Annotated in this window: 11 protein-coding genes; 7 read left to right on the top strand and 4 right to left on the bottom strand. The window is 71.8% G+C overall.

The features are described 5' to 3' along the window. Window positions 1-101: 101 nt before the first annotated feature. On the bottom strand, window positions 102-2897 hold the full coding sequence (locus tag E1286_RS51575; RefSeq protein WP_281282849.1) for an ATP-binding protein: 2796 nt from the start codon (window positions 2895-2897) through the stop codon (window positions 102-104). A gap of 224 nt (window positions 2898-3121) precedes the next feature. Here E1286_RS51575 and E1286_RS41830 point away from each other — a divergent pair, with 224 nt between their 5' ends. The 3 genes from E1286_RS41830 to E1286_RS41820 all read left to right on the top strand — a co-directional run bounded on the left by E1286_RS41830 (window position 3122) and on the right by E1286_RS41820 (window position 4671). Next, window positions 3122-3478 (top strand): VOC family protein, encoded by a 357-nt coding sequence (locus tag E1286_RS41830; protein WP_132622063.1) that lies wholly within the window; start codon window positions 3122-3124, stop codon window positions 3476-3478. A 79-nt stretch (window positions 3479-3557) separates the two neighbouring features. Then, the gene (locus E1286_RS41825) at window positions 3558-4169 is read left to right on the top strand and encodes a VOC family protein (protein ID WP_132622061.1); all 612 of its coding nucleotides are present in this window, start codon (window positions 3558-3560) and stop codon (window positions 4167-4169) included. A gap of 61 nt (window positions 4170-4230) precedes the next feature. After that, window positions 4231-4671 carry an iron chaperone gene (locus E1286_RS41820; protein ID WP_132622059.1) on the top strand — a complete coding sequence of 147 codons (441 nt, stop codon included), beginning with the start codon at window positions 4231-4233 and terminating at the stop codon, window positions 4669-4671. Window positions 4672-4993: 322 nt separating this feature from the next. On the opposite strand, the gene E1286_RS41815 is transcribed toward E1286_RS41820, so the two are convergent. The 3 genes from E1286_RS41815 to groES all read right to left on the bottom strand — a co-directional run bounded on the left by E1286_RS41815 (window position 4994) and on the right by groES (window position 7819). Next, window positions 4994-5587, bottom strand: coding sequence for a DUF7711 family protein (locus E1286_RS41815; RefSeq protein WP_132622057.1), 594 nt, complete (start codon window positions 5585-5587; stop codon window positions 4994-4996). 228 nt (window positions 5588-5815) lie between these two features. After that, the gene (groL, locus tag E1286_RS41810; RefSeq protein ID WP_132622055.1) at window positions 5816-7435 is read right to left on the bottom strand and encodes a chaperonin GroEL; all 1620 of its coding nucleotides are present in this window, start codon (window positions 7433-7435) and stop codon (window positions 5816-5818) included. Between the two features lie 72 nt (window positions 7436-7507). Then, a complete protein-coding gene (groES, locus tag E1286_RS41805; protein ID WP_043623565.1) occupies window positions 7508-7819 on the bottom strand; it encodes a co-chaperone GroES in 312 nt (103 codons plus the stop codon). A 299-nt stretch (window positions 7820-8118) separates the two neighbouring features. On the opposite strand from groES, the gene E1286_RS41800 reads away from it, so the two are divergent. From E1286_RS41800 to E1286_RS41785, 4 genes are all read left to right on the top strand, one after another. Beyond that, the gene (locus tag E1286_RS41800; protein WP_132622053.1) at window positions 8119-9327 is read left to right on the top strand and encodes a class I SAM-dependent methyltransferase; all 1209 of its coding nucleotides are present in this window, start codon (window positions 8119-8121) and stop codon (window positions 9325-9327) included. A gap of 165 nt (window positions 9328-9492) precedes the next feature. Further along, window positions 9493-11202, top strand: coding sequence for an apolipoprotein A1/A4/E domain-containing protein (locus tag E1286_RS41795; RefSeq protein ID WP_132622051.1), 1710 nt, complete (start codon window positions 9493-9495; stop codon window positions 11200-11202). A gap of 56 nt (window positions 11203-11258) precedes the next feature. After that, window positions 11259-11618, top strand: coding sequence for a hypothetical protein (locus tag E1286_RS41790; RefSeq protein ID WP_132622049.1), 360 nt, complete (start codon window positions 11259-11261; stop codon window positions 11616-11618). After that, window positions 11615-12448 (top strand): NAD-dependent epimerase/dehydratase family protein (locus E1286_RS41785; protein ID WP_132622047.1); only part of this gene is annotated, 834 nt, incomplete at its 3' end. The genes E1286_RS41790 and E1286_RS41785, both read left to right, overlap by 4 nt.

The following is a 12448-nucleotide window of genomic DNA, read 5'->3' as shown; positions in this document are numbered from 1 at the left end:
CCCCATCCCCTCAGCCCCTCCCCGGCTCGCCTCCCACCGGCGCCGCGCTCACCGCCGAAGCCGCGCTCACCGCGGGGCCTGTGCTCACCACCGGGCGCGTATCACTGTGCGGTCATCGTGGATGCCGAGGCATGGGCCATCGGGGCGAAGCCGAGATCGGCCAGGGCGGCCGCACCGCGGGTGGCATGGTCGCCGCCGGCGAGCACCAGGGTGCGGGCCGCCTGGTAGCGACAGCCGGCCGTGTCGAACGCGTCCGCCGTGGCGAGCAACCGCTCCTGGTCATTGTCGAGCAGCGCTTGGGCCCGCTCCACGATGGCGGTGGCGACCGGGTTGCCGGCCACGACGGTCCGGGCCTCGGCGAGACGGTCGCCGGCATCGGAGCTCCTGGCGAGCACGGCGGCCTCGGCGCGCAGCGCCACGTACCAGTGAAGCCAGATCCAGGTCACCCATTGCCACACCTCGCCGGGCTCAGGCGCCAGCCGCTCCACCGCCTGCGGGGCCCGCCCACGGTGGAGCAGCAGCATCGCGTCGAAGACCGCACCGTAGCCGCAGGTGTTCCGGGGTGAGGGGTCGAGCTGATTCAGCAGCGCGCTCCATTCGCGCCAGGCGTCCTGGTCGCCGCGCAGGCCGTGGATCATCGCCACCGCCGCCGCCGGCGGACCGAGGACGGACCTGGCGGGACCGTCCGCCCGCTGCCACGCGTCGAGGAACCGGATGCTGCCGGTGAGTGTCTCCTCGATGTCGCCCGCCAACGCGTCGGCCACGAGGAGCCAGCCTGTGGCACGGTGGCCTACCTCCGCCAGCAAGGGATGATCCGCGAGCTGCCGGGCCCACCGGCGGGCACCGGACAGGTCGCCGGTGCCGAGACTGGCCTCGGTGACCTCGCCGAGCGCCTCGATCAGCTCGTGGGTGGCGGCCGGGGTGTCCGGTGTGGACGAGAGCGACATGATCCGGCGCCGGGCCGTGTCGGCGGCGGCGAACGTGTCACCGGCCCAGCTCTGGGCGCAGGTGAGCGTATCGAGCGCGGCGGACTCGGCGAGCGGGTCACCCGTGCGGTGGGCGAGGTCGACCGCTCGTTCGGCGTAGGCGATCGTCATGGGAACCGCGGTGTCGTTCAGGCCCGGTGCGGCACCGATCTCGGTGAGCGCCCGCCCGGCCTCGGCCAGCGCCACCGCGCTCTGGGCGGCCGGGTCGTCGCCGGCCAACTCCCGCGCCTGAGTGATGAGCGCGATCGCCTCTTCCTGTGGCAGATTCCGTACGAACTTGCCGGAGAACCGGTAGGCGTTGGCGGCGGCGGTCGCCAGGTCACAGGCGGCGCCGGCGCTGTCGCCGGACCGGCGGGCGGCATCCGCGGCCGCGCGGCGCAGGCGGTACATGTCGTCGCCATGCATCCGGCAGCCGGCCACCGCCGCGGCCTGCCGGAGCATCGACGCGCCGGCGGCGGGGTCGTCGGCGAGCGCGGCGGCCTGCTCATAACGCCCCTGGGACTCGCCGATCAGGTGCCGGGTGAAGGTCAGCTCCGCCATGAACCGGGCGAGGCGGTACGCGTCCGTGCGCTGTTCCGGCTGGTCGGCCGCCCACGCCAGGGCGGCGCGGAGATCGTCGGCCACCGCGTCGAACCTGGCCCGCCAGTCCGCTCCTACCACCGCCAGCTCGGCGGCCTCGGCCAGGCACCAGCGGACGTGGCGGGATCGAGCGTCGACCAGCTCACCGGCGTCCGCCAGCCGCTCCGTCCCGTACTGGCGGATGGTCTCCAGCGCCCGGTACCGGGTCCCGCCTGGGGACGCCGTCACCACCAGCAGGCTCTGCTCGGCCAGCCGGGCCAGTCCCTCGGCGACGACGCCTTCCTCGGACCCGGCCATCTCCGCCGCCGCGGCAGCGGTGAACGGTGCCACGAACACCGACACCTGGCGCAGCAGCGCCCGGTCGGCCGGTTCCAGCAGAGCGTGGCTCCAGTCCAGAGCCCCCCGCACCGAGCGGTGCCGCTCATCGGCACGGGAGCCGCCGGTCAGCATCCGCAGCGGGTGGGACAGGGCGGCGTCGATGCCGTCCAGCCCGAGCGTGGGATACCGGGCGGCGGCCAGCTCGATCGCCAGCGCCATCCCGTCCAGCCGCTCGCAGATCGAGGCGATCTGGTCGCGCAGTGCGGGATCCGGCGACCGGCCCACCGCCGCCGCCCGCTCCGTGAACAACGCGACCGCGTCGGACTCACCGTCGACGGGCAGCGACAGCGGTGGGACCGGATACACCCGTTCGAACGGCACCATCAGCCGTGCCCGGCTGGTCGCCAGCACGGTCACCCGAGGGCACGTCGCGAGCAGCCGCTCGAGAAACAGCGCCACCCCGTCCACCACTTGCTCGCAATTGTCCAGCACCAGCAGCGCATGACGGTCGGCCAGCGCGGCGACCACGGACTCGGTCATGTCGCGGCCGGGCTGCTCACCGAGGCCGAGCGCCCCGGCGACCGCCGTCGCGATCATGCCCGCATCGGTGACCGGCACCAGGTCGGCGAACCACACCCCGTCGGCGTACTCGCCGGCTGCTTCCGCGGCTACCGCCAACGCCAGCCGGGTCTTGCCCACTCCGCCGGGACCGACCGCGGTCACCTGACGATGTCCTCTGATCATCGCGGCCAGCTCCGCCCGCTCGCCCACCCGGCCGACGAACGAGGTCAGCGGGGCCGGCAGCGGCGCCGGATGCGACGGGGCGGCGCCGGCCGACTCGGGCGCGCGCTGGGCGAGCGCCCGCCGATCCGGCACCTCCAGCTTCCGCAGGAGCGAAGAGACGTGACTTTCCACGGTACGCACCGAGATGCACAGTCGTGCCGCGATTTCGGCGTTGCTGAGATGGGCCCCGACCAGTTCCAGCACCTCGGCTTCCCGAGGCGAGATCTCCACGCCTGTCACCATTGCCCCAGTTTGCCGTATCTCTCCGCATCCCACCCGCAACGGCGACCGTGCGCGATCCATGCCGTCGATCCGTGCCGTCCGTGCCGTCGATCCGTGCCGTCGGTCCGTGGTCGGAATCCGTGGTCACCACGGATGCGGACCCGCCAGGCCGGGAGAAAAGCTGTACCTACCAACACAGCGGGTCGATGTGACCCACGACCACAGGAGTGATCATGACCGGCTCTGCCACCCAGGGAATCAAGACCGTGCTGCACCCCGTGTCGGATCTGGCGAAGGCCAAAGCCGTCTATGCGGCCCTGCTCGGTATCTCGCCGCAGACCGACTCGCCCTACTACGTCGGCTTCGAGGCCGAGGGCCAGCACATCGGACTGGTGCCGGACGGCGGACCGCAGGGCATGACCTCGCCGGTGGCCTACTGGCACGTGGAGGACATCGAGGCGAAGCTGGCCGAGGTGACCGCTGCGGGAGCCACCGTGAAGGAGGCCGCGCACGAGGTCGGTGGCGGCCGCCTGGTGGCCACGGTCACCGACCCCGACGGCAACGTCCTCGGGCTGATCCAGGACCGGTGAGCGCCGACCTGCCCCGCCCTGCCCGCCGCGTAGCGGCGGCCGACAAGACGACGAACCCACCTCGCCTCAAGGACCTGCCATGACCCCCTTCGAATCCGTCACCCTGGAAGTTCCCGACCCCACGGCCGTGGAGGCCTTCCACAAGGCCCTCGGTCTGGGCCCTTACGTGAACGTACGCGCCTCGGACGCGCCGACGACCGGCTTTCGTGGGTTCGCGCTGTCACTCGTGGTCTCCCAGCCGGGCAACGTCGACGCCCTCATCGGTGCGGCCCTCGACGCCGGCGCCACGACGCTGAAGCCGGCCACGAAGGGGTTCTGGGGCTACGGCGGCGTCGTACGCGCACCGGACGGGACGATCTGCAAGATCGCGACCTCGAAGAAGAAGGACACCGGCCCTGCCTCCCGGCACGTCGACCAGGTCGCGCTCCTGCTGGGAGTGGCGGACGTCAAGGCGAGCAAGCGGTTCTACGTCGAGCGCGGCCTGACCGTGGCCAAGAGCTTCGGCGGCAAGTACGTCGAGTTCGACACCCCGTCGTCGGCCGTCACCCTGGCCCTCTACCCGCGCCGCGCCCTCGCCAAGGACACCGGCCTCTCCCAGGAGGGCACCGGATCGCACCGCATCGTGTTCGGCGGCGACGCCGGGCCCTTCACCGACCCGGACGGGTTCGTCTGGGAGGCGGCCTCCGCCTGAGGCACACGGCAGGTCCCTTCTCAAGATTCCGAAATCAAGACTTTCAAGGAGACAACCCGCTATGAGCGACACCTACCAGGGATTCACGGCCGAGGAGCGGGCCGCGATGAAGGACCACGCCCAGGAGCAGAAGAAGGCGGCGCGCCGCGGCTCGCGTGCGGACAAGGCGGCGCAGGACCAGCGCGACGTACTCGCGAAGATCGCCGAGATGCAGGAATCGGACCGGATCATGGCTGAGCGGGTCCATGCCGTCATCACCGCCGTCGCCCCGGCCCTCACGCCGAAGCTGTGGTACGGAATGCCCGCCTACGCGCTGGACGGCAAAATCGTCTGCCACTTCCAGAGTGCGGCGAAGTTCAAGTCCCGCTACGCGACGCTCGGGTTCAGCGACCAGGCGAACCTCGACGACGGCACGATGTGGGCCGCCGGTTTCGCTCTGACCGAGGTGACGGCCGAGGTGGAGGCGCGGATCGGCGCGCTGGTGAAGCAGGCGGTGAGCTGAGGCGCCGCCGGCGCACCCACCCGGAGCCGCAGCCCGCCACCCCCGTGTGGGTCCGCGCCACCTGCCGCAGCCGCCGCCCACCACCGCGTGTCCATCGATCCGCTCGGCCGGCCCAGCCCTCTCTTCAGAACGCGGCCGGCCGGTGGACCGCACAGGCCGAGCACCGACCCTCTGGGCCTGCGGGCGCCCGCTCGGAAGGACCGCGCTCGTGGCACTCGAGACCTGCGAGAGCTCGCTCGAAGGACGCGGCGTTCAGGGCCGCGCCGCCCTCAGGAAGGACGCCAGGGACCGGGGGCATCGTACGGCGCCGCCGGGGCGGTGGTCATTCGTCACGCAGGTCGAGCAGTTCCAGGTAGCCGCCGACGGCCTCCCACAGATGGTGCTCGGGGTGGCGGCTCAGGCCGCGGTGCTCGCGCCGCCACTTCCGGTCCCAGTACGCCTCGTGGACGGCCCGCAGATGCTCCAGGGCCGCCCTCAGCTCCTCCGTGACGTCCGCGCGCTCCGTCCCGGCCGCCGGGTCCCCCTGACGCAGCAGCTCGAACCGGCGGCCTTCCAGCGCGTCCAGCACGCTCTCGTCGATCCCGTCCAGCGACCAGAACCGCACCGGCTCAGAGATTCGGTGGTTCGCCACCGCATCATGACGGGACCGCCACCGGTAGGCCACCCCGCCCTTGTCCAGCTCCAGGAAGTCGACCAGCCACGCGGTGCCGGGCGGCTGCGTCCCCCAGGGAACCTCCTCCGGCGGCAGGTTCAGCACGAAGACGACCTCGACCTGCTCGACCGGATCGGCCCCCTCCACCAGACCCCCGAAGACGTACGCCTCGCGCAGGAACGGCTCGTCCACCGGCACACGCCGGGTCTGCTCACACGCCCGGGCCAGCACCCGCAGCCGCTGCACCGCCCGCCGATACCGCATCGCCCACCTCCCGCCCACGACCAGCGCCCAGCGTACGACCCGATCCCGAACCCCGCCGGGCGAGCACCCTCACATGCGTCACCTGGCACGCCTACGCGCACGTCCCGGGCGGCGCGGACGCAGGTCGTCCGTGTGTCGGCGCCGGCGCGATCCGTTCTGGAAGCCCCTGGGAACGCCGGACGGCCCGCACCCTAGGGGGTGCGGGCCGTCGCGGTTGTGAAGGACGGGTCAGTGGCCGTGGCCGTGACCGTGGCCCTGGCCGTTGGCCGGGGCCTCCTCCTCGGGCTTGTCCACCACGAGCACCTCGGTGGTGAGCAGCATGCCCGCGATCGACGCCGCGTTCTGCACGGCCGAGCGGGTGACCTTCACCGGGTCGATGACGCCCTGGGCGATCAGGTCGCCGTACTCGCCGGTCGCGGCGTTGAGGCCGTGACCCGCGGACAGCTCGGCGATCTTGTGGGTCACCACGTAGCCCTCGAGACCGGCGTTCTCGGCGATCCAGCGGGCCGGCTCGACCAGGGAGCGGCGCACGATGCCGACACCGGTGGCCTCGTCGCCCGTCAGGCCGAGGTCGTCGAGCTCCTTGGAGACGTGGATGAGCGCGGAGCCACCGCCGGAGACGATGCCCTCCTCGATCGCGGCGCGCGTCGCGGAGATCGCGTCCTCGAGGCGGTGCTTCTTCTCCTTCAGCTCCACCTCGGTGGCGGCGCCGACACGCAGCACGCACACACCGCCGGCGAGCTTGGCCAGGCGCTCCTGCAGCTTCTCGCGGTCCCAGTCGGAGTCGGACTGCTCGATGGCAATCTTGATCTCCTTGACGCGGTCCTCGATGGCCGTGGCGTCGCCGGCGCCGTCGACGATGGTCGTGGCGTCCTTGGTGACCACGACGCGGCGGGCCGTGCCGAGCACCTCGAGGCCGACGTGCTCCAGCTTGAGGCCGACCTCCTCGCTGACGACCTGGCCGCCGGTGAGGATGGCCATGTCCTGCAGCATCGCCTTGCGGCGGTCGCCGAAGCCCGGAGCCTTGACGGCCACGGAGGTGAAGGTGCCGCGGATCTTGTTGGTGACCAGGACGGCCAGGGCCTCGCCCTCGACGTCCTCGGCGACCACGAGCAGCGGCTTCTTCGTCTGGGCGATCTGCTCCAGCAGCGGCAGGAAGTCCGCGATGGAGGAGATCTTGCCCTGGGTGAGCAGGATGTAGGCGTCCTCGAGGACGGACTCCATCCGCTCGGGGTCGGTCACCATGTAGGCCGACAGGTATCCCTTGTCGAACTGCATGCCCTCGGTGAACTCGAGCTCCATGCCCATGGCGTTGGACTCTTCGACGGTGAGGACACCGTCCTTGCCCACCTTGTCGAACGCCTCGGCGATCAGGCCGCCGATCTGCGCGTCCTGAGCGGAGATCGTGGCGACGTTGGCGATCTCCTTCTTGTCGTCGACCTCACGGGCGCTCGACAGAAGGCGCTCGCTGACCTCCTTGGCGGCCTTGTCGATGCCGCGCTTGAGCGACAGCGGCGAGGCGCCGGCCGCCACGTTGCGCAGGCCCTCGCGGACCATGGCCTGGGCCAGGACGGTCGCGGTGGTGGTGCCGTCGCCCGCGATGTCGTTGGTCTTGGTCGCCACTTCCTTGGCGAGCTGGGCGCCGAGGTTCTCGTAGCGCTCTTCCAGCTCGACCTCACGGGCGATGGTGACGCCGTCGTTGGTGATCGTCGGAGCACCGAACTTCTTGTCGATGACGACGTTGCGGCCACGCGGGCCCAGGGTTACCTTCACGGCGTCCGCGAGGGCGTTCACACCGCGCTCGAGCGCGCGGCGGGCGTCCTCGTCGAACTCCAGGATCTTCGCCATTGCTGAAAGTCCTCTCCTAGCGTCGAAAGCCCCGGCCGCCCTCAAGAGCGCCCGGGGCTCGACACATCCGGCCTACTTCTCGATGATCGCGAGAACGTCACGGGCGGAGAGCACGAGGTACTCCTCGCCGCCGTACTTGACCTCGGTGCCGCCGTACTTGCTGTAGAGGACGATGTCGCCCTCCGAGACGTCGAGCGGAATCCGCTTGTCGCCGTCCTCGTCCCAGTTGCCGGGGCCCACCGCGAGGACCTTGCCCTCCTGCGGCTTCTCCTTGGCGGTGTCCGGGATGACAAGGCCGGAAGCGGTGGTCTGCTCGGCCTCAAGCGGCTGGACCACAATGCGGTCGCCGAGCGGCTTAACGGGAACCTTGGTGGCGGTCGTCACGATCGGACCTCCCCTTCAGATTTGAATGATCAGAAGAGGCGACCAGCTGGGCCTGCCGTCGCGGGTGTCAGACCTGCCTCGTCGCACGTTGGCACTCTCATGGTGAGAGTGCCAACACGAAACATATGCAAGAGGGGCTTGACAGTCAACACGAACGCGTCTGCTCAGAGCGATCAGGGTGGGGATCCGCGCCCGGATCAGCGACGATGCCCGGGTTTCCGGAGCCGGAAGGAGCGACACGACGTACGGGAGGAGGCCGGGGCCCGAGCGGGCGGCGGGTGGCGCTAACGTCGGGTGGCGTGGACCTCGACGCCTTCACCGAGTTGCTGACTCCGCGCGGGCAGCGGGCGCTCGCGGAGGCCGGGGAGCTCGCCGGCGCCGACCCGGTCGCCGCCGCCACGACCCTGCGCAGGTCGTACGACGCCGCGCTCACCTCCGCCGCGCTCACGCAGGCCGGGCTCAGAGAGCGGGCCAAAGCCAAGTTCGGCGCCGAGGCCGCGCTGATGTACTTCACGCCGCACGGCCTGGAGCAGTCCACGCGGGCGGAGGTCGCCGCCCACCGCGCCCGCCGCCTGCTCGACCTGCACCATGACGGGGCCCCTCCGCGCGTCGTGGACGCCTGCTGCGGCATCGGCGGCGACCTGCTCGCGATCGCCCGCGCCGGCTGCGCGGTGGACGCCGTCGACACCGACCCGCTGACGGTCGCCGTGGCGCGGGCCAACGCCGAGGCGTTCGGGCTGGGCGACCGGGTGACGGTGACGGTCGCAGACGCGGCCGGGGTGCGGCCCGAGGACTACGACGCGCTGTTCGCCGACCCCGCCCGGCGCACGGGCAAGGGGCGCACGTTCGACCCCATGGCCTACTCGCCGCCGTGGCCGGTGGTGCTCGACCTGGTCGCCAGGGCCCGCCTGGCGTGCCTGAAGGTCGCCCCCGGCATCCCGTACTCCTACATCCCGGAGGGCGCGCAGGCCGAGTGGGTGTCGTACAAGGGCGAGGTCAAGGAGGCCACCCTGTGGAGCGGGGACAGCGGCGGTCGGCGGGCCACGCTGCTGCCCGGCGGGCACACCCTGACCGCCACGGGCGCCGAGGCCCCGGCCGGCCCGCCGGGACGCTACGTGTACGAGCCCGACGGCGCGGCCGTCCGCGCCCACCTGATCGGCGAGGTCGCCGAGCTGGTGGGCGGACGCCTGCTCGACCCCATGATCGCCTACATCACCGCGGACGACCCGGCGGAGACCCCATGGGCGACAAGATATGAAGTAGAAGACGTTCTTCCGTTTTCTCTGAAAAAACTCCGCGCCGCACTCCGTGAGCGGCACATCGGCAATGTCACCATCAAAAAGCGCGGCTCCGCCGTCGACATCGAACGCCTGCGCACTGATCTGCGACTTGACGGCGACAATTCGGCGGTGGTCATCCTGACCAGGATCGCCGACAAACCTTCGGTGCTGATCTGCCGCCCGCTCTCACCTGCCCGAACCAGCGGAAACGGGCAATCAACGCGTTAACCGCGATCTCTCGATTCGCGTCCGCCGGACCTTGATCCAGCGGCTAAGGTGGGCGGGCGGGAGTTCTCCCCCTAATGCGGTTACTCGCGTTCTCGCTCTTTCATCTGCAAACCGGACCTACCCCACCGCTGCGCGGCAGACCGTCGGCGAGCGAAGGAGCTTTCGGTGGACCATTCCAACCACACCGCCCTTCTCCAGGCAGGCGGACATTCCGCCATCTCCGAGAGAATGCGAGACCTGCTCGCGCGCGCCGCGCAAGACCATGTGTACGAGCAGCGCACACAGGGGGCCGTCCTCGACGAGATCCGCCAGCGGCTCGAAGGCATGGAATGGCTGTTGCGCGAGGTGCGCGAGCGGGAGCTGGGCGGGCTCAGCGGCACCCTCGAGTCGGTCAGCGGGCGGCTCGACGAGATCTCCGTCAAGCCGCCGATGTGGGCCGAGGGGCTGGCCCAGCACGTCGAGGCCGTACGCGACCACGTGGACGCCGTGGGCGACAAGGTGGGCGAGGTCGACGCCCGGGTGGCCCCGGTCGGCGAGCTGCCGGGCGTGCGGGCCGATCTGGGCGCAGTGGGCGAGAGCGTGGAGGAGGCGCTCAAACGCCTGCAGTCGGTGCTCGACACCACCGCCGACTTCGCGGCCAAGCTGTCCGTGCTCGGCTCCAGCATGGAGGCCGCCGCCGGCCGCTTCACCCGGCTCGACAAGTCGGTGGCCGAGCTGGCCTCCCGTACCGACCGGGTGGAAGGCGTCGTCACCGAGCTGTCGCAGGGCATCGGCGAGCGGGTGGCCGACGCGGTCGCCGGCACGGTCGGGGCCGCCGAGCAGCGCTTCACCGCCCGCCTGGAGGAGGCCGACCAGCGGCTGACCGCCCGCCTCGACGAGAGCGACCGGCGCGTCACCGCCCGCCTCGACGAGACCGACCAGCGGCTCGCCACGGCCCTGGTCGAGGCCGACGAGCGGCTCGTCTGCCGGCTCAAGGAGGCCGACGAGCAGTTCGCCGGCCGCGTGGCGAGCACCGAGGAGCGCCTGACGGCCCGGCTCGACGAGACCGACCGCCACCTCGCCGTCCAGCTCGGGGAGAGCGAGCAGCGGCTGACGGCCCGGCTCAGCAGCGTGGACGCCCGGCTCGAGCGGGCCGAGGGCCGGCTCACCGGGTTCGACGGCAGGCTTGAGTCCGCCGACGAGTGCCTGGCCGAGATCGACACCCGGCTGGGCGGGGTCGACAAGCGGCTCACGTCCATGGACGAACGTCTCGGCGGGGTCGACCGGCGGCTCGGCACCCTCGACGGCCACCTGGGCCGCCACGACGACCGCTTCGACGCGCTCGACGTCCGCATCGACACCCGCTTCGGCATGCTCGACGAGCGCCTCACCGCCACCGACCAGCGCCTCGGCGACGGCGCCACGCGCAACGAGGGCCGCTTCAACAAGCTCGACAGCCACATGGACGCCATCGACGAGCGGCTGACCGAGGCCGAAGAGCACCTCGCCAGCCGCTTCGACACGATCGACAGCCGCTTCAACGGCCTCGACACCCACGTGAACGGCCTGGCCACCCGCGCCGAGCAGGCCAGCGAACACCTGGAGGCGGTCGACGACCGGCTCCAGGCCGTCAGCCGGTCCGTCGGCGAGCTGCCCGCCACGCTGCCCGAGCTGATCCGGTCCCACTCCGGCGAGCAGGCCGAGCGGCTGACCGCCGCCGCCGACGCGCTCGGCGAGCTGGTCAGATCGCGTCCCGACCGCGACGAGCTCGCCGAGACGGTCACGGGCGTCGTCCAGCCCGCCACCGACGATCTGACCAAGCGGCTGGGCGCGCTGGAGGAGACGATGCTGGCCCTGGCGGAGGCCCTCCTGCGCCCGGCGCGTACGAAAGACTGACGTCACGTTCGCGGGGTCTGGAACGTCCGTTGCTCTGAGGGAAAGGAGAGCGACGAATGTTCGTCAAGATCACGGTGGTGGTGGCCGCGGCCACGATGCTGGTGGCCGGTGTGTGGATGCGCGTCGACCCGGCCGGCTTCGCGGCGTGGGCGGGCTGGCCCCTTCACGTCCACTTCCTGCATGACGCCGGTGTCTTCCAGATCGGCATCGGCCTGATGATGGTGTGCGCGCTCCGGTGGCGGGACGTGATCGCGGTCGTGCTGGCCGGGTTCGTGTTCACCAACACGTTCCACGCGGTCAACCACCTGCTGGATCGCCACCTCGGCGGCCGCGACTCCGACTGGTGGCAGCTGGGCCTGCTGTCGGTGCTCGCCGCGGCGGCGCTGGTCGTGCGGCTGCGGGCGCTGCGGCCATGAGGGTGCTCCTGGCCGGCGCCACCGGCGTGGTCGGCACGGAGCTGGTCGCGCGGCTGCTCGCGGCCGGCCACGAGGTGCTCGCCCTGACGCGGTCGCCCGGCAGACTCGCGGGCGCGACGCCGGTGGTCGCCGACCTGACGGACCGCGACGCGGTGCTGGCCGCGGTCGAGGGGCACGAGGCCGACGCGGTGGTGCACCAGGCGACGGCGATCTCGGGTGTCCCGCTGTTCCACCGCCACCTGTACGCGACCGACGCCCTGCGCGAACACGGCACCGCCACCCTCGTCGAGGCCGCCCGCCGCATCGGCGCGCGCCGCTTCGTGACGCAGTCGTTCTTCCTCGGGTACGGCTACCACGACCACGGCCCCGACCCCGTCACCGAGGACCACCCCTTCGCCCGACCCGTCACCGGCCCCTTCGAGGTCCACATGCGGGCGATGCGCCGCAACGAGCGGCTGGCCCTCGAAACGCCGGGCATCGAGGGCGTGGCGTTGCGCTACGGCATGTTCTACGGCCCGGAGCCGGCCACCCGGCGGCTGATGCACCTGGCCCGGCGGCGCCTGCTGCCGGTCTTCCGCCCGTCGGGCGTGATCACACCGGTCCACGTGCACGACGCCGCCTCCGCGGCCGTGGCCGCGCTGGAGCGGGGGCAGGGGGCGTACAACATCGCGGGGGACGAGGCCGTGTCGTTCGGCGCTTACGTGCGGGCTCTGGCCCGGGCGGCGGGCGCGCCGGAGCCGTACACGGTGCCCTCCTGGCCGCTGCGGGCGGCGCCGTACGCGCACGCGATGCTCGTGCGCACGCGCATCCGGCTGAGCACGGAGAAGGCC

Source organism: Nonomuraea terrae, from assembly GCF_004348995.1.
GTDB classification, from domain to species: Bacteria; Actinomycetota; Actinomycetes; order Streptosporangiales; family Streptosporangiaceae; genus Nonomuraea; species Nonomuraea terrae.
This window is presented reverse-complemented; position numbering and strand designations above follow the sequence as displayed.